Annotated in this window: 20 protein-coding genes, 1 tRNA gene, 1 other RNA gene, 1 pseudogene and 1 other annotated feature; of the genes and pseudogenes, 8 read left to right on the top strand and 15 right to left on the bottom strand. The window is 41.7% G+C overall.

All coding sequences use genetic code 11. The annotated features are described in order from the left end of the window. Positions 1-316 precede the first annotated feature (316 nt). From A6K76_RS05020 to ffs, 6 genes are all read right to left on the bottom strand, one after another. Positions 317-538 carry a DUF2508 family protein gene (locus tag A6K76_RS05020; protein WP_066462734.1) on the bottom strand — a complete coding sequence of 74 codons (222 nt, stop codon included), beginning with the start codon at positions 536-538 and terminating at the stop codon, positions 317-319. A 14-nt stretch (positions 539-552) separates the two neighbouring features. After that, positions 553-1,149, bottom strand: coding sequence for a recombination mediator RecR (gene recR / locus A6K76_RS05015; RefSeq protein ID WP_066462732.1), 597 nt, complete (start codon positions 1,147-1,149; stop codon positions 553-555). Positions 1,150-1,219: 70 nt separating this feature from the next. Then, positions 1,220-1,534, bottom strand: coding sequence for a YbaB/EbfC family nucleoid-associated protein (locus tag A6K76_RS05010; protein ID WP_066462726.1), 315 nt, complete (start codon positions 1,532-1,534; stop codon positions 1,220-1,222). A 24-nt stretch (positions 1,535-1,558) separates the two neighbouring features. Further along, complete coding sequence (dnaX, locus tag A6K76_RS05005; protein WP_066462721.1) at positions 1,559-3,289, bottom strand: DNA polymerase III subunit gamma/tau; 1,731 nt, start codon at positions 3,287-3,289, stop codon at positions 1,559-1,561. A gap of 51 nt (positions 3,290-3,340) precedes the next feature. Further along, positions 3,341-3,832: a hypothetical protein gene (locus tag A6K76_RS05000; protein ID WP_066462717.1), complete on the bottom strand. Its 492-nt coding sequence runs from the start codon at positions 3,830-3,832 to the stop codon at positions 3,341-3,343. Positions 3,833-3,904: 72 nt separating this feature from the next. Further along, positions 3,905-4,171, bottom strand: an RNA gene (ffs, locus tag A6K76_RS04995) — signal recognition particle sRNA large type. A gap of 946 nt (positions 4,172-5,117) precedes the next feature. Here ffs and A6K76_RS16745 point away from each other — a divergent pair. The 5 genes from A6K76_RS16745 to A6K76_RS04975 all read left to right on the top strand — a co-directional run bounded on the left by A6K76_RS16745 (position 5,118) and on the right by A6K76_RS04975 (position 9,078). Further along, positions 5,118-5,261 carry a hypothetical protein gene (locus A6K76_RS16745; RefSeq protein ID WP_169817984.1) on the top strand — a complete coding sequence of 48 codons (144 nt, stop codon included), beginning with the start codon at positions 5,118-5,120 and terminating at the stop codon, positions 5,259-5,261. A 103-nt stretch (positions 5,262-5,364) separates the two neighbouring features. Next, positions 5,365-5,457: transfer RNA gene (locus tag A6K76_RS04990), tRNA-Ser, on the top strand. A gap of 78 nt (positions 5,458-5,535) precedes the next feature. Next, complete coding sequence (locus tag A6K76_RS04985) at positions 5,536-6,801, top strand: ATP-binding protein (RefSeq protein ID WP_066462716.1); 1,266 nt, start codon at positions 5,536-5,538, stop codon at positions 6,799-6,801. A 2-nt stretch (positions 6,802-6,803) separates the two neighbouring features. Continuing rightward, entirely contained in the window at positions 6,804-7,694 is an 891-nt protein-coding gene (locus tag A6K76_RS04980) for a DNA-binding domain-containing protein (protein ID WP_066462714.1), read from the top strand. 91 nt (positions 7,695-7,785) lie between these two features. Beyond that, positions 7,786-9,078 carry a cation:dicarboxylate symporter family transporter gene (locus A6K76_RS04975; protein WP_066462712.1) on the top strand — a complete coding sequence of 431 codons (1,293 nt, stop codon included), beginning with the start codon at positions 7,786-7,788 and terminating at the stop codon, positions 9,076-9,078. A gap of 69 nt (positions 9,079-9,147) precedes the next feature. Here A6K76_RS04975 and A6K76_RS16475 read toward each other — a convergent pair. Together A6K76_RS16475 and A6K76_RS04970 are read right to left on the bottom strand one after the other, a co-directional pair. After that, a pseudogene (locus A6K76_RS16475) lies at positions 9,148-9,267 on the bottom strand (transposase); the annotation flags it as partial. A gap of 440 nt (positions 9,268-9,707) precedes the next feature. Further along, on the bottom strand, positions 9,708-10,316 hold the full coding sequence (locus A6K76_RS04970; protein ID WP_066462711.1) for an RraA family protein: 609 nt from the start codon (positions 10,314-10,316) through the stop codon (positions 9,708-9,710). 228 nt (positions 10,317-10,544) lie between these two features. On the opposite strand from A6K76_RS04970, the gene A6K76_RS04965 reads away from it, so the two are divergent. Beyond that, positions 10,545-10,925: a hypothetical protein gene (locus tag A6K76_RS04965; RefSeq protein WP_066462710.1), complete on the top strand. Its 381-nt coding sequence runs from the start codon at positions 10,545-10,547 to the stop codon at positions 10,923-10,925. 48 nt (positions 10,926-10,973) lie between these two features. Here A6K76_RS04965 and A6K76_RS04960 read toward each other — a convergent pair whose 3' ends face one another. The 3 genes from A6K76_RS04960 to A6K76_RS04950 all read right to left on the bottom strand — a co-directional run bounded on the left by A6K76_RS04960 (position 10,974) and on the right by A6K76_RS04950 (position 12,917). Next, positions 10,974-11,522 carry an LOG family protein gene (locus tag A6K76_RS04960; RefSeq protein WP_211271739.1) on the bottom strand — a complete coding sequence of 183 codons (549 nt, stop codon included), beginning with the start codon at positions 11,520-11,522 and terminating at the stop codon, positions 10,974-10,976. An 88-nt stretch (positions 11,523-11,610) separates the two neighbouring features. Next, on the bottom strand, positions 11,611-12,282 hold the full coding sequence (locus A6K76_RS04955) for a deoxynucleoside kinase (RefSeq protein WP_066462709.1): 672 nt from the start codon (positions 12,280-12,282) through the stop codon (positions 11,611-11,613). Next, positions 12,282-12,917 (bottom strand): deoxynucleoside kinase, encoded by a 636-nt coding sequence (locus tag A6K76_RS04950; protein WP_066462708.1) that lies wholly within the window; start codon positions 12,915-12,917, stop codon positions 12,282-12,284. The genes A6K76_RS04955 and A6K76_RS04950 overlap by 1 nt, the downstream gene beginning before the upstream one ends. 425 nt (positions 12,918-13,342) lie before the next feature. On the opposite strand from A6K76_RS04950, the gene tadA reads away from it, so the two are divergent. Continuing rightward, positions 13,343-13,858: a tRNA adenosine(34) deaminase TadA gene (tadA, locus tag A6K76_RS04945; protein ID WP_066462703.1), complete on the top strand. Its 516-nt coding sequence runs from the start codon at positions 13,343-13,345 to the stop codon at positions 13,856-13,858. Positions 13,859-14,002: 144 nt separating this feature from the next. Here the strand turns inward: tadA and A6K76_RS04940 are convergent, their stop codons facing one another. Together A6K76_RS04940 and serS are read right to left on the bottom strand one after the other, a co-directional pair. Further along, positions 14,003-14,449 (bottom strand): GNAT family N-acetyltransferase, encoded by a 447-nt coding sequence (locus A6K76_RS04940; protein WP_066462702.1) that lies wholly within the window; start codon positions 14,447-14,449, stop codon positions 14,003-14,005. A gap of 63 nt (positions 14,450-14,512) precedes the next feature. Next, positions 14,513-15,805, bottom strand: coding sequence for a serine--tRNA ligase (gene serS / locus A6K76_RS04935; protein ID WP_066462701.1), 1,293 nt, complete (start codon positions 15,803-15,805; stop codon positions 14,513-14,515). A gap of 95 nt (positions 15,806-15,900) precedes the next feature. Then, positions 15,901-16,117: a binding site (T-box leader), on the bottom strand. Positions 16,118-16,236: 119 nt separating this feature from the next. Here serS and pdxR point away from each other — a divergent pair. After that, positions 16,237-17,631 (top strand): MocR-like pyridoxine biosynthesis transcription factor PdxR, encoded by a 1,395-nt coding sequence (pdxR, locus tag A6K76_RS04930; protein ID WP_211271738.1) that lies wholly within the window; start codon positions 16,237-16,239, stop codon positions 17,629-17,631. Positions 17,632-17,676: 45 nt separating this feature from the next. Here the strand turns inward: pdxR and A6K76_RS04925 are convergent, their stop codons facing one another. Then, positions 17,677-18,987: a D-alanyl-D-alanine carboxypeptidase family protein gene (locus A6K76_RS04925; protein ID WP_066462735.1), complete on the bottom strand. Its 1,311-nt coding sequence runs from the start codon at positions 18,985-18,987 to the stop codon at positions 17,677-17,679. A 136-nt stretch (positions 18,988-19,123) separates the two neighbouring features. After that, the gene (gene guaB / locus A6K76_RS04920; RefSeq protein WP_066462700.1) at positions 19,124-20,587 is read right to left on the bottom strand and encodes an IMP dehydrogenase; all 1,464 of its coding nucleotides are present in this window, start codon (positions 20,585-20,587) and stop codon (positions 19,124-19,126) included. Positions 20,588-20,924 lie beyond the last annotated feature (337 nt).

Raw genomic sequence — 20,924 nt, 5'->3', positions numbered from 1 at the left:
ATGTTTCATCAACGTTTGTTGTTCAGTTTTCAAGGTTCATGTCGTAAGTCACCTTAGCGACTTCTTTATACTAACATAACTTTTTAGTTAGTGTCAATAACTTTTTTAATTTATTTTTTAAAGCGATGAAGCGAAGTTACTCGTTCGCGACAGCTTCTTTATATTACATTCATTGCACCAAAACGTCAACACCTTTTTTAATTTTTTTATGTTATTTCAAAAAAACTACTGTTTCTTCTATATAAATGTAAATAATAAAAACTGCTTCTCATTGTTTTTTAAAAATGAAAAAAGCAGCAGGATCATGGAAATCCTACTACTTTAATAACACTTTTCGATAACGAGCTTCTTTAAATAAATAAAAATGAACGCTTTCGGCAATTTTCACGCGTGCAAGTAAGTCGTCATCGAAATCATCGAGTAACTCCGCTAGCACCTTTGACTGCTCGAAATCTTCCTTTGTTGATTTAATGAGTTTTACGAGCTCGTCATCATATTCTTTTTTTAGTTTTTTTAGCTTCGGTTTACGGAAAAACATTCGCTCTTCCCCCTTTATAGTTCGCGTCTACCTTCTAACGCTCTTGATAACGTTACTTCATCCGCATATTCTAAATCGCCACCGACTGGTAAACCGTGTGCAATACGCGTCGTACGAATACCTGATGGCTTTACAAGTCGTGAAATGTACATCGCTGTTGCTTCTCCCTCAATCGTTGGGTTCGTTGCTAAAATAAGCTCCTGCACGGTTTCGTCCTGTAAGCGTACTAAAAGTGATGAGACGTTAATATCTTCTGGGCCAATGCCGTCCATCGGTGAAATTGCCCCGTGTAATACGTGATAAAGACCGTTATAATCGCGCATTTTTTCAAGTGCGATGACGTCTTTCGTATCTTGTACGACACAAATCATCGAGCCGTCACGCGATTTATCTGAACAAATGTGACACGGATCGATATCGGTAATATGCCCACACTTTGAACAGTATCCTAAATTACGCTTCGCATCGACTAATGCCTTTGAAAATGTTAATACGGCATCTTCCTTCATCGTTAATACATGGAATGCTAGACGCGCCGCTGTTTTCGGTCCGATGCCTGGCAGCTTCATGAAACTATCAATGAGCTTTGATATTGGTTCTGGATAATGCATCGTGCATCCTCCTTTTCTATATACACAGTCGTATAGCCGAGGCAAAAACCTCGACTATACAGTGTGTTTATTAAAATGGTAAGTTCATACCTTGTGTGAATTTGCCCATTGTTGCTGCTGTTGTATCTTCTACTTTTTTTAATGCATCATTTGTTGCGATGACGATTAAATCTTGTAACATTTCAATATCTTCTGGGTCAACAACCGACTCATCTAAAATGATGTCTAACACTTTGCGCTCACCGTTCATTTTCACTGTTACCATACCGCCGCCAGCAACACCTTCAAACTCCTGCTCGTTTAACGCGTTTTGCGCATCCATCATTTCTTTTTGCATTTTTTGCATTTTTTTCATCATACCTTGCATATTACCCATTCCACGCATATAAAATTCCTCCTTAAATTTAAATTAGTCGTCTACTACTTCAACGAAATCTCGTCCAAATAAACTTTCAGCCTCCAAAATATGGGGTTCCTGCGATGCAATTTTCGTATCGTCCTCAATGTACGGCTGTTTCGGCTCGTCTTGCTGAGGCTGCTCTAGCTTTTTATTTAAGCCGTGGTCACGAATGAATGCTTCACGAACCGTTAGCCATTGGTCATTTGGAATACAAAGCATTTCGACGTTCAAGCCAGTCAATGCTGCAATTTGCTGCGTCATTGTAGCAACGAACGAGTAGTTATCTGCGACCATTTGACAATGTATATCATACTTGAATTTTACCACAAAAGCACTTGTTGATGCCGCTACTGGTTCTGCATCTGCTAAAAGTGCCGCCTGTGATTTTTGAAGCTGCTGCATCACTTGTGCCCAGCAATTTTTAATTTGCTGAATATTTTCCTTCGTCGCATCCTTCAACACTTCAGTAATGCGTCCAACCGGTGCTTTGTACGTGTTGCCTCCTGCTTTTTGACGCGGCTGTGCTTGCTGTACTAGTTTCGCATTGCCACCGCGCTCCAGCTGCTGCATTAACTGCATAACTTGCTGCTCAAGGCGAATGACTTTATCGTTTAACTGCGGATCAATAGATGTTGCCTGCATTTGTACCGTCGCTTGCGGTGTATGTGACATTTTCAGTAAAGCTGTCTCTAAATACACTTTCGTATGGTGTGAGAAGCGCATTTCCTGCTGTGTTTTCGCCAACACATCAATATAATGATAAAGCGTATCTTGTGCAAATGACTTCGCAAGCTCCTCAAATTTTGGCTGCGGCGTAATAAGCTCCATTAAATCGTACAGCGCCTCACCCGACTGCATTAAAAGCAAGTCGCGGAAAAATGTAATGAAGTCCTCTGATAATCGCAGTGGATCTTTACCATCTACAACGAGTGCATCGAGCTGCTCCATCACATACGCAATGTTTTGCTCACGCAGCGCCTTTGTCATGTCATAAAAGACGTCCTGACTAATAGAGCCAGTTACGAGCAATGCGTCATCTAACTGTAGTTTGTCTCCGCTAAATGACACAACTTGATCAAGCAGACTAAGTGCATCACGCATACCACCAGCTGCTGCTTGTGCAATAACTTTTAGCGCTGTTTCATCATACGGCAATTGAATATCTTCCAGTACAACTTGCATGCGCTCCAAAATGTCCTGTGACGATAAGCGCTTAAAATCAAAGCGTTGACAGCGTGAAATAATCGTCGCTGGTAGCTTATGCGGCTCAGTCGTCGCTAAAATAAATACCGCATGTGCAGGTGGTTCTTCCAACGTCTTTAATAATGCGTTAAAGGCACTCGTTGATAACATGTGCACTTCGTCAATAATGTACACTTTGAATCGCGCACTCGCCGGGGCAAAACGCACCTTTTCAATAATGTCACGAATTTCTTCAACACGTGAATTCGATGCGGCGTCAAACTCGATGACGTCTGTATGCGACCCTTCTGTAATGCTTAAGCATGTCGCACACGTATTACATGGCTCGCTCGCTGGTGCTTGCTCACAGTTTAATGCTTTTGCGAAAATTTTCGCTGCACTCGTTTTTCCTGTTCCACGAGGTCCTGAAAATAAATACGCATGTGTCGTTTTATTCGCTAGGAGAGCATTTTGCAATGTTCGTTTCACATGTGCTTGACCCGACATATCACGGAATGACTGCGGTCGATAAACACGATAAAATGCTTGATATGTCAACGATTTTTTCTCCCCTCTTATTTAAAATCACTATGTTTATTATATATGAAGTTATTCCTTTCTTCTAGGAAGACGAAATAGCCAAGACAATAAAAAGCTCACAACACCAACTGCTAGTAAGCCAATTAAAAATTTTTGCTGCTCTATTTCGCCGTATTGCCATATCAGTAATTCACGCAGCACATCAGTCATCGTCGCAAAGTACAACAAAAAGCTATACGACCACATGACGATCAATTTATCTTGCGTATCATCACCGCCGTTTATTACTTTTGGCAAATGCCATTGCTGCACGCGCTCAACTTCAACGCCTAAAAAGATCGCGATACCTCGGCGCGATAACGGCGTCGCACCACCAAACATCGTGCGCTTCATCAGTCGGTAAAACGGTAACGCGACAATCGACACTGTAAAAAAGATGGCAACGTCGATTGCATTAACATACAAAAATAACGGAGGCTCATTTGCGGTAAACTGGTGTAGCACCGTCATTGAAAGCAAACTCCACATCAATACGTGCAAAAACATTTCAATTCGTCCCATACGTAGTAACTCCTTTGCCAATAAAAAAAGCGCCCATCTTAGAAGATGGACGCTGTAAATTCACGATTAATACCGTGCACCTACTTTTGACAGCCGCACATAAGCGTTACTCCTGTCGCCAGCTCGAACCAGGCAACCCCACGGCACATGGGATGGATTACTTAATGCTGCTTCCTTCCGGACCTGACATGGTTCGTAATGTCCCATTGCGCAGGACCCGGTCGTCAACACTACGTGCAAAAGGCAGACCAAACAATACGGACAGCCTCAAGTAGGAATTCAGTCTTGCTAGAGCGGATTGCAAGTTACAGGGCACCGCTACCTCCCCACCTAGCACGGCATTTATAAGTATACTAATGCCAACACCTTTTTGCAACTAAAGGCGCTACTTTTCTTTTAAATTATTTTTACAAGCGGGTTGATTAAATATTAAACTAGCATTTCGCGTATGGCGGCTCGCTTTCCTGGGGCTCGGAGGCGAACACGACGTTTGTCATGAAGGCGATGCCACATGGATGTGGCATCGCCTTCCTCAAGCCTCCTCGACGTTCGTACCTCACGTCTGTGGGGTGTTTCGGCACGAGCTTTTCCCCAAGCAGTCTCGCCGCACGCTCCATGCTGCATTCATTTCAGTTTTGCTGCTGAAAACAACCCATTCAGCTGTATAAAAGTGGCTAATCAATAGACCAGTTATTTTTATATACAAGGTGATTAAAATTTAGAATGCGAACGAGGCTCGAAATAAGAGGCGGACTCCATCGGGAAAAGCGTGAGCGTGACACAAAAGTCTCACGCCACGTCTGCGGAAAGCCTGCCTCGATGTAGAGAGCCGACTAACAAAACTCTAAAATACATTCACTGTCTATATAGTAGGAAAACAGTCGATCTATTTGCTATCATAAAAAGCGAATGTCCGCTTCCTAATTGAAGTATGTTGTCGCTGTAGAAATTTCACTTCATACTTTACATAATATTTAGGTTCTGTCTAAAAACTATTTTATCAAGCGGGTTGATTAACTAATCAATCGGCATTTCGCGTATGGCGGCTCGCGGGTGCCCCTGCGGTTACTCGAGGCAGAAAAGATTTTGCTCCTGCGGTTACTCGTCGCAGACAAATCTCCTTGGGCTCGGCGGCAAACACGATGTTGACCATGAAACACGAGCCGTTCCTCTAGAAGTCTCGCCGCACGCTTCCTGCTACTCATATACAGCATTTACTTCAGCTTGATTGCTAAATTCACTGTATAAAAATAGTGCATCAACAAACTTAAAAGGAGATGTTAAAATGGATTTCATCATGATACTCGGTTTTTTAGTTTTACTCATCATCGTCGGTAAATTGCTATCCGCAGTAGGTCGCTTCATACTTTCTGCTATTTTCGCTATCGCACTACTTATTGGGCTACTAACTTTAGCAGGAATCGTTTAATTTCCAACAACTATATGCGCTGAATATTTGTACAAAAATGATTGACGTCGATAAAATTCCATGATAAATTATTTTTTGTTGAAAGCATTTAACGTCATATTTTGGAGGTATACCCAAGTCTGGCTGAAGGGATCGGTCTTGAAAACCGACAGGCGGGTAACACCGCGCGGGGGTTCGAATCCCTCTACCTCCTCCATTTCGAATTTTCATCCACTACCGAACTAACGGGGTGGATTTTTTTATTTTAGCACGAAGCTAAACAAGGAGGTTGTATATGCCATCCGTTAAAGTAACATCTACGACACCGGACACATTTTTATGGATGCTTTTCATCGCGGTAACGACAGCTATTTTAAGCCAAGTATATGTGATGCCTTTTCAAGACGGTCACTTACGCTTCGGATTAGGACCTGTCGTCTTTTTATTGCTGTTATTAGTGCAGCGACGTGCATATATTCAAACATCACTTTTAACAGCTGCATTCGTGTTGTCGTCACGCATCTTTCTCTCTTTATTAACAGTGGACACAACGTTATATGAAGCATTGTTGAATCACATACCGAGCAGCGTATATTACATTGGCTACGGCGTTATGCTACATTTCATACACGTAGAGCAGTTGCAACATCGTCCGCTTCGGTTAAGCATATTCGCAACGTGCATTGATTTATTTAGCAATGTCATCGAACACGTTTTGAGCATGATACTACTTCAAGTGTCACTTATTGATTCACAGCAATTTCTAATTATGCTTGTCGTCGCATTCGTCCGTTCATTCACAACAATGGGCATTTATAGTACGACCGTCATTAATACGCAGCAAAAGCAAATTGAAAGCATGCTCAAAATGGATTCGAATTTATATGTCGAATCGCTCTACATTCAAAAAGCGATGAATGAAATTGAGCAAATTACGTCAAACAGCTATCAGTTATACCGCGAGCTACAGCAAGCAAATTTACGGGCACATAGCATGCAAGCATTGCTTCTTGCCCAGCAAATTCATGAAGTCAAAAAAGATACGGAGCGCATTTTCGCAGGCATTTCGAAGTTGCTGTTACACAAAGAACATCAAGAATATACGTTGAACGACGTATTGCATTTAGTAACGACGGCCAATAGTCAGTATGCCGCGCTACTTAATAAAACGATTACGATTCAAGCAACAAGCGATGAAAATTTTACGATGCTAAGAATTACGCCGCTTCTTGCGATTATTAATAATTTAATGTCCAATGCGATTGAAGCGATTGCACAACAGGGAACGATTATATTACATGTGCATAGCGAGCACGAATATACGTACTTCACCGTAACCGACGACGGCTCTGGTATGTCAGCCGAAACGATTGGCATTATTTTTGAGCCTGGCTACACGACAAAGTTTAATGCAGAAGGTGTCGCTGCAACCGGCATCGGCTTGTCACACGTCCAGCAAATACTCGAACGTTTAGAAGGCACAATCGATGTACAATCAACGCCAGGTCACACGCAATTCGTCGTCAAAGTAAAAACGATTTATATAAAGAAAGAAGGATAATTATGCGCTATTTCATTGTCGATGACGACCGAGCAACACGAAAAATGCTTCAGCACATTATTGAGCATACAAACTTAGGCACAGTCATTGGAGAAGCGGATAACGGACACGATGCGATTGCACAAATTGCGCTCATTCAGCCAGATATTGTACTCATTGATTTACTCATGCCACAGCTTGATGGCATTTCAACAGTCGAGCAGCTGAAAAAAACGCATTACGAAGGACAGTTCGTTATGATTTCGCAAGTAGTCAATAAGCAAATGGTCGGTGAAGCATACGAGCAAGGAATCGACTTTTTCATTCATAAGCCAATTAATAAAGTCGAAGTCGAATCGGTGCTGCGCCGTATGAACGAGCAGTTTTATTTAAGATCGTCGCTGCGTGTTATTCGCCAATCGTTAACGAGCATTGATGCACAGCACTACAAACCTGTGCATCGCGTCACATTGCGCGATCAAGTGCAGTCCATTTTGAACGATTTAAGCATTATCGGAGACGTCGGCAGTAAAGACATTTTAAATATGATGGATATATTGGACGGTACGCACGATAAAATGTCACCGCTTCCACCACTGCGCGACTTATATGAGCAAGTCGCCATTCGCAAAAAGGAAGGTAATCCATCACAATCCGACATTTCAAAGGAGTGTAAGGCGATTGAGCAGCGCATTCGACGCACCATTTTAGCTGCGATGGTCAACTTGGCGAACTTAGGTCTTGTAGACTATACGAGCACCGAATTCGAATACTATGCACCGCGTTACTTCGATTTCAGTGAAATTCGCTTGCTCATGACACAAATACGTGAGGGCAAAGAACAAAAAGTGAAGGTCAATACGAAAAAATTCGTGCAAGTTTTGTTCGTTGATGCGCATTCGAAAATAAATTAAATCAATATTTCATTACTTTTCGTAGGATTTTGTCGTTCCTCCTTACAATTTATATTACATTACAAAAAAGAAATGTTTGGAGGAACGACGAGTGAAAAAGAAATTTAAAATTAGTCTCGCTTGGCAAATTGTAATCGGTCTCGTACTCGGTGTGATCGTAGGTGCTGTTTTCTATCAAAATGAAAACGTTGTCACATACCTTCAGCCGCTTGGTACAATCTTTTTAAACTTAATTAAAATGATTGTTGTACCGATTATCGTATCAACATTAATCGTTGGGGTAGCAGGTACTGGCGACATGAAACAGCTAGGACGCCTTGGTGGTAAAACGTTAATTTACTTCGAGGTTATTACAACAATTGCAATCGTCATCGGTATTTTAGCAGCGAACATTTTCCAACCAGGTGCTGGCATCAACATGAACGAATTACAACAAACAGATATTTCGACATATGTTGATACAGCACACGCAGTAGAAGAAGACGGTGGTCCATTCGATATTATCGTCGGCATCGTGCCAACAAACGTTGTGAGCGCAATGGCTTCAGGTAATATGCTTGCTATTATTTTCTTCTCTGTTATTTTCGGTTTAGGTGTTGCAGCCATTGGAGAACGTGGTAAGCCCGTACTCGCCGTCGCACAAGGTGTAGCAGATGCGATGTTCTGGGTAACAAACTTAGTAATGAAATTCGCACCAATCGGGGTATTCGGTTTAATCGCCGTAACGGTTTCAAAATTCGGTTTAAGCTCGCTCATCCCATTAGGTAAGCTTGCCCTATTAGTATACGGTGCGATGATTTTCTTCGTAATCGTTGTACTTGGTATTACAGCAAAGCTTGTAAAAATCAATATTTTCACATTAATTAAAGTTGTAAAAGACGAGCTTATTTTAGCGTTCTCAACATCAAGCTCTGAAACAGTATTACCTCGTTTAATGGAAAAAACAGAAAAGATGGGCTGTCCACGTGACATCGTATCGTTCGTTATTCCAACAGGTTATTCATTCAACCTTGATGGTTCAACGCTTTACCAAGCAATTGCAGCAATCTTCATTGCACAAATGTACGGTATTGAGTTATCGTTAATGGAGCAAATTACATTAATTTTAGTATTAATGATTACATCTAAAGGAATCGCGGGTGTACCAGGCGTATCATTCGTTGTATTACTTGCAACGTTAGGTTCTGTAGGTATTCCGTTAGAAGGTCTTGCGTTCATCGCAGGTATCGACCGTATTTTAGATATGGCTCGTACAGCTGTAAACGTTGTTGGTAACACGTTATCCGTATTCGTTATGTCGAAGTGGGAAAAACGCTTTGATCAAGGACAATACGATGCATACGTATCAAACTTATCAGCACAACCGACAACTCAAAAAGCATAATAAAAGAGGCTGGGACATAAGTATTTCTAGTCTCGACGAAAAAGGGGGATTGCTCTAGGCAATCTCCCTTTTTCGATTTGTGCCCTCGGCGGCTTTGGTACACGATGAACGAAACGGACAGCCCGTACATTCTTCACATTCATACACTTTGAATTGGCGGACAAAGCCGGATTTATCTTTTCGTGTGGAATTTAACAAAAGAGGCCCTTTTTGTTTATCTTAAAATTATATTTAATCAGGTCTGTTGATTAGCCACTTTTATACAGCTGAATCGGTTATTTTCAGCAGAAAAACTGACATGAATGCAGCATTGTAGTGGCATGTAGCGTGCGGCGAGACTCCTTGGGGAAAAGCTCGTGACTCAAGACCCCGTAAGCCGCGACATAGGAGCGGTGCGGAGGCTTGAGGAAGGTGATGAGCGCCACGTCCATGTGGCATCACCTTCATGACAAACATCGTGTTCGCCGCCGAGCCCCAGGACTTTTGCGACGAGTAACCGCAGGAGCACCGCGAGCCGCAATACGCGACATGCCCGTTGAATGGCTAATCAACACGCTTGAAATATTATTTTCAAAAACAAAGAAAAGCTGCCCGAAAATTACTTATCGGACAGCTTCTATGAAAAACGTTTATTTTACAACTTTTTGTAAATACGCACGAATCGACGTCTCACCGTCATGAAGTGCTTCTTGCTCACGCGCTTCATCGCTCACTACTTTTTTCTCTGCCTTTTCAATGACCGCTTCAATGTCCGCTTGTGGAATGATGATCACACCATCTGCATCGCCGACTACATAATCGCCTGTTTGCACTGGTACGCCACCAACTGCTACTGGCACCCCTACTTTACCTGTACCGTTTTTCACACCGGCTGCTACCGTCGTGCCTTTTGAAAATACCGGGAAGCCGATATCAATTGCTGCTAAACTATCTCTTATTACCCCATCCACAACGAAGCCTTGTACACCAACACCTTGTGCTAGTTGCATTACGAAGTCGCCTGCTACTGCACGGTTCGTATTCCCTTTTGCATCAATGACTAACACATCGCCGCGCTCTGCTTTACTAATCGCCTCAAGCACCGCACCGTTTTCCCCATCTGGTAAGCGTACTGTTAACACACGACCTGCTACTTTAAAATGTGATGCTAACGGTTTAATTGTTGCTGCGACGTTCGTATATCCTCCTGTTGCATCAGATAAAGCGGTTGTCGGTAATTTTGCTAAACGTTCTAACATGCTCTCACCCCTTCTTATGTATACACTTAATGATAAAAAACATTCCGTCCTTTGCCTACTGTATTTCGTCGCACATATCGTCGAGTGAACGAGCAAAACGACCGCTTCATCTTTCAAAAATAACACATCGTCATTTTTCACACGCACGCAAACGACACATCGCTTTCGTGCAACTAACCAACTTGCTATACTTAAAAGAAAATCGTTACAAGGAAACGAGGTATGCACATGATCAAAAACAAGCTAGTCATTCAACATGTCGACAACCAAAACGTTGCAACGTATTCGATTAAACGTGGAACCTATACAGTCAAAGCGGAAACACAAGGTGGAATCGCCCCGACACTGTATTACTTTTTAGACGGTGAAGATGTAACTGAGGACGTACGCGCATTACGATTCTCTCCCATTCCACCACAAAACTTTTTGCCAGATTTTGAGGAGTTTCAAAGCATGCTTTATCGTAAAGAACAAAAAGCATTGCAAAAGCTATACGATCAATACACGATTCGCCCAAAAAACATGAATGCCACGCAGCAAGTCGTCTGGAGTCTAGGCTTAATGCTACTTCTTGCTGTACCCATTTTTTTATTATTATATTTCACATAACAAAACAGGCAAAAGGAAGTTATTACGCTTCACTTTGCCTGTTTTCATTTATACGACACGCTCATATTGTTCAAGCAGTGCGACTAGCTCCTGCGCATTCGTCACAACATGGAAGAGCTCGTGCTGCTCCTGACGAATAAACCCTTCGCCTATCATCTTTTCAAAATGAGCAATGAGCGCATCATAAAAGCCATCGACATTGTATAAAATGACTGGCTTATTATGCAACCCAATTTGCGCCCACGTAAACGCTTCAAAATATTCATCAAGCGTACCACAGCCACCTGGCATCGCTACTAATGCATCCGACAGCTCAATCATTTGCGCTTTACGCGTATGCATCGAATCAACAACATATAATCCTGTTAATTGCTCATGTGCCAGCTCTCGTTTTTGCAAATGCTCTGGCATCACCCCGATTACATGACCACCTTGTGCAAGCGCTGCATCTGCCATTAACCCCATTAGCCCGATTTTCGAACCACCGTACACAATCGCATACCCTGCACTCGCAAGCGTCCCTCCGATTTCAATTGCCGCTTCTTTATACGCTTCATTTTTCCCCATTTGTGAACCACAATAAATTGCTACATGCATTCAAAACACCCCTTTTCTTTTTTATTATACGCACAAACAAAAAAATGCTAGAGAAAAATCTCTAACATTTTTAATTACTCATCGATCCTTAAAACTTCTGATAATGACTCGTCAGCTGAATCATATGTGCAATGCGCTCGACAATTTGCTCAATTTGCTCTGGATTTTTCATTAAATCATAATCGTTAATATCTAAGCGTAGCACAGGGCACGAGTTGAAGTTGTTAATCCAGTCTTCGTAGCGTCCGTGCATTTCATACCAATAATCGTGCGGCGTTTGCTGCTCCATTTCACGCCCACGCTCTTGAATGCGCCCGATAACGTCCTCAACCGGTCCTTCTAAATACACAAGCAAGTTCGGGTGCGGGAAGTACGGCGTCATGACCATCGCCTCAAACAAGTTCGTATACGTCTCGTAATCAGTCGGGTCCATCGTGCCTTTATCAAAATGCATTTTCGCAAAAATTCCTGTATCCTCATAAATCGAACGGTCTTGAATGAAACCACCGCCGTACTCAAAAATGCGCTTTTGCTCTTTGAAGCGCTCCGCTAAAAAGTACACTTGTAAATGGAAGCTCCACTTTTCAAAATCATCATAAAACTTGTCTAAATACGGGTTCGCATCGACTTTCTCATACGACGTGCGGAAGTTTAACGCCTCAGCAAGTGCCTTTGTCATCGTTGACTTGCCGACACCAACCGTACCTGCAATCGTAATAACCGCGTTCGCTGGTATGTTATATTTGTCTCGTAAATTCATTATTTCGTAATGCTCCTTTTGTTTAACGTGTCAGCGACAATCGCCATCACCTGTTGTAAATCGTTCGGGTTTTTCACAAAATCATAGTCATCTCCGTTTACACGAATAACCGGAATTTCTGGGTGCTGTCGTTCAAACTGCTCGATGAAAATATGATAATCATTCACAAGCTGCTCCATATAATCACGCGCAATAAGTCGTTCAAATTCACGTCCACGCATTTCGATACGTTGCATTAACGTATCAACAGTTGCATGCAAATAAATAACAACATTCGGCACCGGCATATCCGCGGTTAAAATGTTGTAAATGGCTTCGTATTTCACATATTCAGATAGCTTTAATGTGCGCTTAGCAAAAATTAAGTTTTTAAAAATATGATAATCGGCAACGACTGGGCGCTGCTGATCTAAAATCGAATGAATGTCCGTTAGCTGCTTATAACGATTACAAAGGAAGAACATTTCTGTTTGAAAGCTCCATTCCTCAATGTTGTCATAAAATTTCCCTAAAAACGGATTTTCGTCTACAATTTCTTTTAGCAAATGGTACTGTAACGTCTCGGCAACAATGCTTGATAGCGATGTTTTCCCGACACCAATTGGACCTTCTACTGTAACAAACGGAACCGTCACAAGAAGTCCTCCTTTACCTTGATTTAGTCAATGCCTTTTATTCTAACATAGCCACTACACGAAAAACAGTAACTACTATTACGAAATTTAACATCTGCTAGTTAACTATTTTTATACAGCTACAGTTGTTTTCAGTGACAAAATAGAAATACATGAGACATTGTAATGGCAAGGAGTGTGCAGCGAAAAGTCCATACCTCAGTACCTGTAAGCAGAAAAGGTTGAGCGATACGAAGTAAGGAAGGTAGTAAACGCTACTATACGAACGACCACCGTCAAAACAAACATCGTGTTCGCTGCAGTGCCTAAGGAAATTTATTTGCGGCGAGTAACCGCAGAGGCACCCGCGAGCCGCAATACGTGAAATGCCAATTGAATGGCGAATCAATACGCTTAATAATTTAAAGAAATATGAGGGATAAATCATGAACGAACATCAAGTTTTTATGCAACAAGCACTACTAGAAGCACAAAAAGCATACGCGCTCGGCGAAGTTCCAATTGGTGCTATCATCGTCTATAAAGGCGAAATTATTGCGCGTGCCCACAATTTGCGCGAGACGACACAAAGCGCGACAACTCATGCGGAACTTATGGCAATCGAGCAAGCGTGTGACGTAATCGGCAGCTGGCGACTTGAAGAAACGACGCTGTACGTTACGCTAGAGCCGTGCCCAATGTGCGCCGGTGCTATTTTACAATCACGCGTCCGAACAGTCGTTTACGGCGCGCGCGACATGAAAGCTGGCTGCGTCGATTCGCTATATCGCCTGCTCAATGACTCCCGCTTCAATCACGAATGTGACGTCGTAGAAGGTGTGCTCGTCGATGAATGCAGCAATATTTTAACAGAATTTTTCCGTGAGCTGCGTGCCCGCAAAAAAGAAGAAAAGGTCGCGCGCAAATTACGTGAGCAGCAAGAAGCAAAAAAAAACAGCTAGCATGTCGCGAGGCCACTGAAAAAGTCGATTCACCCTACATTTTCTAGTATAAATCAACTTTTATTCCATACAAAAACGCGAAATTCAAAGTTAAGTACAACGAATTTTCGCGTTTTTTTAGTTTTTCAGCAGCCTCGCATGTCGCTAGCTGTTTTCTTCCTCATTTAAGCACTTCTCTAGCATAATTTTATGCCGCCCTTTATGATCCGTAAACGTATCGACAATGTTAAAACCCGCCTTCAAGTTCACGATGAGCATTTCCTTTAATTCATTTCGAGAATACGTACGCACTGCTATATAGCCAAGCTTCTTTAATTCCTCGTGCTGTCGCTCAATTAGCTGCATCGCAATGCCGTTACGTCGAAATGTCGGATCGACGCCACCGACCCAGCTATAAAATACGTGGTCTTCGATATCATAACCAATTTTAAAGCCGACGACACGCCCATTCTCAATCGCAAGCAGCACTAACATATTCGGTAAGTCATACAAGCTGTCTTCGGCCAATTCGTCCCCTAATACCGCCTCATGTACACGCTGCAATTGCGTCACATACTCGTCTGGAACTTGTCGAAATATACTAATTTGCATTGTCATCCCTCGTTTGGACGAAAAAGACCACCTCGCACGCGAGATCGCCTTTTTTCGTTGTAATTATTTTACCGTAATGACTTCTACGCCACCCATGTATGGTACTAACGCTTTTGGTACTTTTACACTACCGTCTGCTTGCTGGTAGTTTTCAATAATAGCCGCTACTGTACGACCAATCGCTAAACCTGAACCGTTTAATGTATGCACGTATTCTGGCTTACCATTTGGCTCACGACGGAAGCGAATGTTGGCACGACGAGCTTGGAAATCCTCGAAGTTTGAGCAAGAAGAAATTTCACGATACATATTTTGCGCCGGAATCCACACTTCTAAGTCATACTTTTTCGCAGCCGTAAATCCTAAATCTGCTGTACACATTTTTAGACGACGGTACGGTAATTCAAGTAATTGAAGCACTTTTTCTGCATGTCCTGTCAGTAGCTCTAGCTGCTCATAAGATTCCTCAGGCTTTACAAAACGCACTAGCTCCACTTTGTTAAATTGGTGCTGACGAATTAAACCGCGCGTGTCACGACCTGCAGAGCCCGCTTCTGAACGGAAGTTTGCAGAATATGCCGTAAACGCTTGTGGCAGCTGCTCCACTGATAAAATTTCATCACGGTAATAGTTCGTTACTGGCACTTCCGCCGTTGGAATTAAGAAGAAATCCATTTCATCTTCATCACGCACTAGTTTAAATACATCTTCTTCAAACTTCGGTAATTGACCTGTACCCGTTAACGACTCGCGATTAACAATTTGCGGTGGTAACATTTCTGTATAACCATGATGATCTGAATGTAAGTCCATCATAAAGTTAATTAACGCACGTTCTAAACGCGCACCTAATCCTTTATAAAATAAGAAACGGCTTCCGGCAACTTTCGCCCCACGCTCGAAGTCTACGATATTTAAGTTTGCTACTAAATCCCAATGTGCTTGCACTTCAAAGTCAAACTGAGGAAGCTCGCCCCATGTATATTCTTCAACGTTCGCATCCTCATCGTCTCCAACTGGCACAGACTCATGTGGAATGTTCGGCAAACGCATCATCATATATTTAAATTTATTTTCCACGTCGTTTAATTCTGCATCTAACGCTTTAATTTCGTCGCCTACTTGACGCATGCGCGTAATCACTTCTGTTGCATCTTCCTTGTTGCGCTTCATTACTGAAATTTGCTCAGATACTTTGTTACGCTCTGCTTTTAACACTTCCGTTTTCGCGATTAACTCACGACGACGTGCATCTAGCTCCTCAAATTGGTCGAAGTTCCCTAAATCTTCATTACGTGTTAATAACACTCGTTTTACTTCTTCATAATTATCTCGTACGCGTTTAATATCTAACATAATTTTTCATCCTCCCAAAAAATATTTTACGATAATATCAACTAACTTATTTTACTATATAAAAATAGAAAAATACAAAAAAGCCCCCATCCCAAAAAAGGGACGAGAGCTACCCGCGTTGCCACCCTAATTGTTTCGACACGAATGCCAAAACCTCTTCTATTGAATAACGGCTTTTCAACCGGCATGTACCTACTATTATTTCGATACCGCTACTCAAGGACGGATTCACAAGTGCTTTTATCAGCTTCCACCAACCGCTGACTCTCTAAAAAAAACGTGCTTGCTACTACTTCCTATCATCGTAATGAATTATTAAAATTTAACCATACTGTACAACATTCAATGCTGTTTTGCAAGAACTAACAAGCAAGTTTTCCCTTTTTTCAATCATTTCACGTATGCTACACTCAGTACGAAGGAGGGATTCGATGGACATGCTTTTATTCGAGTTGAAAAAAAACAGCTCAACACCATTATACGAACAACTTTACGCCTCCATTAAACAAGCGATTATCGAAGCAAATATCCCAATCGGTGCTAAGCTTCCATCTAAACGAAAACTCGCACAATTTTTAGCAATTAGCCAAACAACTGTCGAGCTTGCATATGGGCAGTTGCTCGCAGAAGGCTACGTTAGCACAAAACCACGCGTCGGTTTTTTCGTCGAAGATTTAGAAAGCATTCCACTTATCGACAAGCCAACGACCGCGCCACTACAAACGGAAGCTCCACCAGCATGGCGCTACTCATTCCATCCAGGTAAAATCGACAGCGAGCATTTTCCGTTTTCATCATGGCGCAAATACGCAAAAGATATTTTCGATGAATCATCAAAGGAACTATTATCGCTCGGTGATCCACAAGGTGAACTAGCGCTGCGTACCGAAATTGCCCATTACTTATATCAATCGCGTGGCATTACGTGTGATGCAGCACAAATCGTCATTGGCTCTGGCACAGAACAGCTGTTGCCAATCATTATGCGCTTACTTGGCGACGATGCACAATTTGCAGTAGAAAATCCCGGTTACTCTGCCCTCCCACGCATTCACTTACAAGATGTCATTCCTGTCAGCATCGACGAGGATGGGCTACGTGTCGATGAGCTGGCACAAACAAATGCGAACGTCGTGTACGTCACACCGTCGCATCAATTTCCAACCGGCGCTGTTTTATCAATGAAGCGCCGCGCGAAGCTTTTAAAATGGGCAAACGAATATGATAACCGCTATATTATTGAAGATGATTACGATAGTGAGTTTCGTTATATCGGTAAACCAATCGCAGCGCTATGTGGATTAGACCAAAATAATAAAGTCATTTACATGAGTACGTTTACGAAATCACTCATGCCATCGCTGCGTGTAGCGTACGTCGTTTTACCACCACAGCTCGTACAAACATATCGCAGACTTTTTAACTATTACAGTTCAACTGTACCACGCTTCGATCAACACATTTTAGCGAATTTCATGCGCGACGGCCATTTTGCAAAACATTTGAACCGCATGCGTACAATTTACCGAAAAAAACACGATTTACTCATTGAAGAGCTACAACAATACGCTCCTAAAATTGAAGTATTCGGTGAACGTGCAGGTATGCATTTATTAATTCGCCTACAGCACGATGAAACAGAGCAGCAGCTAAAACAACGCGCACTCGATGCAGCCATTCAAATTTTCACGTTAAGCGACTACACGTCCACAAAAGCTACAAGCGACTCGCCAACGCTTCTATTAGGATTTGGCGACTTACATGAGACACAAATACAAAAAGCTGTACAGGCGCTTATGGACGCACTACACATCACCAAAAAATGAGCATAAAAAAAGGATTCGAAGCACGCACTTCGAATCCTTTTTTCGTTAAAATAGTTTTGTGGCGAATTCTTTAAAGCCTGCCCAAATTTCGCTATAGAAACTACCTACACCTGCCAAAAATAATGCAGCCCAGCCTAATCGCTCTACGCTTTCAGTCGTTACTAAATCAACCTTTAACGGCTTATCCTCAAGATAGCCATATTCCTCACCATTTACACGCTGCATCACGACATGACCAACAACTGTACCTTCTTTCACCGTAGCGTCTAAACGTTCCGCATTTAACGTCACAACTGGCTCATACACCGCATCCTCCGTCGTAACTAACGAAATACCCTCTGCTGTTGCAATTTTCACCTGCTCTTGCTTACCATTAACGACTGGCATAAACTCTGAACCTTCGATCGTCGCCCCAGCTTTTAAAATTTCCTTTTGTGCTGTTTGATTAAACGCAAAGTCAAATAAGTTTTTCGTCGGTACGAAGCGTGTTTGATCTTCTACGCTGCCATCTTCTTCTTTTGCATTTAATACAACGGCAATGACACGACGTCCGTTGCGTTCAGCCGTCCCAACGAAAGAATGCCCTGCAAAGTCTGTCGTACCTGTTTTTAAACCGTCTACCCCTTCGTATGCATAAATACTACCTGGAAGCATTAAGTTCCAGTTGCGCATTAAAATTGCATCTGAAGTCCCTTCACGGAATGTCTTTTCTAACACACTGGCCGTTTCAAGTACTTCTGGATGACTTTTTAATAAATGATACGTCAATATAGCTACTGACTTCGCTGACATCATGTTTTCATCCTTCTCATTACCAGCAGGATGATTGCCATTTAAATATTCATTATTTAGACCTGTTACGTTAACGAATTGATAATCTTTCACACCAAGCGATTCAATTTTTTTGTTCATTAATTCTAAAAATGCTTTTTCGCTACCTGCTACTCGTTCAGCAATCGCCACAGTCGCCGCGTTCGCTGAATAAATCGCCATCGCTTCATATAATTCCCAAAGCTCATATGTGCCATCTTCTCGAAGTGGCACGTTACTTAATAAGCGATTTTGAGATAGTAAATACGTGTTTGGAGTCATGTTATACGTATCTTCCCATTTCAATTTCCCTGCTGCTATTTCATCTAATAAAATATACTCTGCTAATAATTTTGTAATACTCGCAATCCCAACAATCTCATCGGCATTTTGCTCGTATAAAATTTTACCTGTTTCGGCATCAATTAAAATCGCAGCACCCACGTTTGGTGTTAAGTTCGTCGCTGCGTTTACATGTTGTGTAGGCTGCATAATCGCACTAAACAACAACATCGGCATTAATAATATGATAAGAGCTCTTTTCATCGTCACCGCTTAAACCTCCAACTATAATATACATCTTCAGACATTTTATCATACTCTGTATTAGAAAGTATTCGTTGAACGAAAAAACATTGCATATGTACCAGTAACGGCACATATGCAATGTTTCGACTTTGCATTACATTGAGTAGTTTGGTGCTTCTTTTGTAATTTGTACATCATGTGGGTGAGACTCACGTAAGCCTGCACCTGTCATGCGAATGAACTGAGAGTTTTCACGTAAAAATTCTAAGTTACCAGCACCACAGTAACCCATACCAGCACGCACACCACCAACTAATTGATGAATTGTATCTGCTAAAGGTCCTTTATAAGGAAGACGACCTTCAATACCTTCTGGAACTAATTTTTTCGCATCTTCTTGGAAGTAACGGTCTTTAGAACCTTTTTCCATTGCGCCTAATGATCCCATACCGCGATAAACTTTGAAGCGACGACCTTGGAAGATTTCAGTGTCTCCTGGTGATTCAGAAGTACCTGCAAGTAACGAACCTAACATTACAACGTGTCCACCAGCTGCTAAAGCTTTTACGATATCGCCAGAGTACTTAATACCACCGTCAGCGATAATTGTTTTACCTAATTCACGTGCAACGCTTGCTGCATCGTATACTGCTGTAATTTGAGGTACACCAACACCTGCAACAACACGAGTTGTACAAATAGAACCTGGTCCGATGCCAACTTTTACTACGTCTGCACCAGCTTCATATAAAGCACGTGCTCCTTCTGCAGTTGCAACGTTACCTGCAATAATTGATAACTCCGGATATGCAGCACGGATGTCTTTAATTGTATTTAATACACCTTGTGAGTGACCGTGTGCTGTATCGATTACGATAATGTCTACTTGCGCTTCTACAAGCTTTGCAATACGAGGCATTGTGTCTTTTGATACACCAACTGCCGCACCAACTAAAAGACGACCGTGATCATCTTTTGCTGCATTTGGGAACTCGATTACTTTCTCGATATCTTTAATTGTGATTAAACCTGTTAACTTACCATTCGCATCAACGATTGGTAACTTTTCGATTTTATGCTTTTGAAGTAATTTTTCAGCTTCCTCTAGTGTCGTACCTTCTGGAGCTGTAATTAAATCTTCCTTCGTCATTACATCATCAATTTTTAAAGAATAGTCTTCGATAAAGCGTAAGTCACGGTTTGTAATAATCCCTACTAATGTTTGCTCCTCCATTGAATTTACGATTGGAACACCCGAAATGCGATATTTACCCATTAAATGTTCTGCATCAAATACTTGATGTTCTGGCGTTAAAAAGAATGGATTTGTAATAACACCGTTTTCAGAACGTTTAACTTTTTCAACTTCCTCTGCTTGCTGCTCAATGCTCATGTTTTTATGGACAATTCCTAAACCACCTTGACGCGCCATTGCAATCGCCATTTTCGCCTCAGTTACTGTATCCATACCCGCGCTGATCATTGGAATGTTTAACTTAATTTTTCGTGTTAATTGTACTGATAAATCAACTTCTTTTGGTAATACCTCAGAATGTGCTGGTACTAATAACACATCATCAAATGTTAAACCCTCTTTAGCAAATTTTGTTTCCCACATTTCGAAAAATTCCTCCTATTTAAAGAATATTATTGTAAGATTATCAACGTGAGCGTCTACTGTCAAGAAACTTTGAATAGAAAGATTATTCTCATTTTTCACTTTTCTGATTTTTTCCTCTCATTTGTCATTTTACTTATCGCCGGTCGCTCTATTATAAAAGTTAATTATAGGTCTGTATATAAAATAACAGCCAACCTCTTATTAAAAGAGTTCAGCCGTTATTATTTATCATCATTCTATAAACTCAAAAAAACAAAAATGAGATACGAAATAAATTCGTATCTCATTTTTGTGCGAAGCGACGTCCTACTCTCACAGGGGGAAACCCCCAACT

The sequence above is a fragment of the Caryophanon latum genome (genome assembly GCF_001700325.1).
GTDB classification, from domain to species: Bacteria; Bacillota; Bacilli; order Bacillales_A; family Planococcaceae; genus Caryophanon; species Caryophanon latum.
This window is presented reverse-complemented; position numbering and strand designations above follow the sequence as displayed.

Excerpts from the sequence above, each read along its gene's own strand:
- A6K76_RS04940 (WP_066462702.1), bottom strand. The coding sequence starts at position 14,449 with ATGCAAATTAGTATATTTCGACAAGTTCCAGACGAGTATGTGACGCAA.
- A6K76_RS05000 (WP_066462717.1), bottom strand. The coding sequence starts at position 3,832 with ATGGGACGAATTGAAATGTTTTTGCACGTATTGATGTGGAGTTTGCTT.
- A6K76_RS05020 (WP_066462734.1), bottom strand. The coding sequence starts at position 538 with ATGTTTTTCCGTAAACCGAAGCTAAAAAAACTAAAAAAAGAATATGAT.
- guaB (WP_066462700.1), bottom strand. The coding sequence starts at position 20,587 with ATGTGGGAAACAAAATTTGCTAAAGAGGGTTTAACATTTGATGATGTG.
- recR (WP_066462732.1), bottom strand. The coding sequence starts at position 1,149 with ATGCATTATCCAGAACCAATATCAAAGCTCATTGATAGTTTCATGAAG.
- A6K76_RS04925 (WP_066462735.1), bottom strand. The coding sequence starts at position 18,987 with ATGAAAAGAGCTCTTATCATATTATTAATGCCGATGTTGTTGTTTAGT.
- A6K76_RS04955 (WP_066462709.1), bottom strand. The coding sequence starts at position 12,282 with ATGAATTTACGAGACAAATATAACATACCAGCGAACGCGGTTATTACG.
- pdxR (WP_211271738.1), top strand. The coding sequence starts at position 16,237 with ATGGACATGCTTTTATTCGAGTTGAAAAAAAACAGCTCAACACCATTA.
- A6K76_RS16745 (WP_169817984.1), top strand. The coding sequence starts at position 5,118 with ATGGATTTCATCATGATACTCGGTTTTTTAGTTTTACTCATCATCGTC.
- A6K76_RS04960 (WP_211271739.1), bottom strand. The coding sequence starts at position 11,522 with ATGCATGTAGCAATTTATTGTGGTTCACAAATGGGGAAAAATGAAGCG.
- tadA (WP_066462703.1), top strand. The coding sequence starts at position 13,343 with ATGAACGAACATCAAGTTTTTATGCAACAAGCACTACTAGAAGCACAA.
- A6K76_RS04980 (WP_066462714.1), top strand. The coding sequence starts at position 6,804 with ATGCGCTATTTCATTGTCGATGACGACCGAGCAACACGAAAAATGCTT.
- A6K76_RS04970 (WP_066462711.1), bottom strand. The coding sequence starts at position 10,316 with ATGTTAGAACGTTTAGCAAAATTACCGACAACCGCTTTATCTGATGCA.
- serS (WP_066462701.1), bottom strand. The coding sequence starts at position 15,805 with ATGTTAGATATTAAACGCGTACGAGATAATTATGAAGAAGTAAAACGA.
- A6K76_RS05010 (WP_066462726.1), bottom strand. The coding sequence starts at position 1,534 with ATGCGTGGAATGGGTAATATGCAAGGTATGATGAAAAAAATGCAAAAA.
- A6K76_RS04985 (WP_066462716.1), top strand. The coding sequence starts at position 5,536 with ATGCCATCCGTTAAAGTAACATCTACGACACCGGACACATTTTTATGG.
- A6K76_RS04965 (WP_066462710.1), top strand. The coding sequence starts at position 10,545 with ATGATCAAAAACAAGCTAGTCATTCAACATGTCGACAACCAAAACGTT.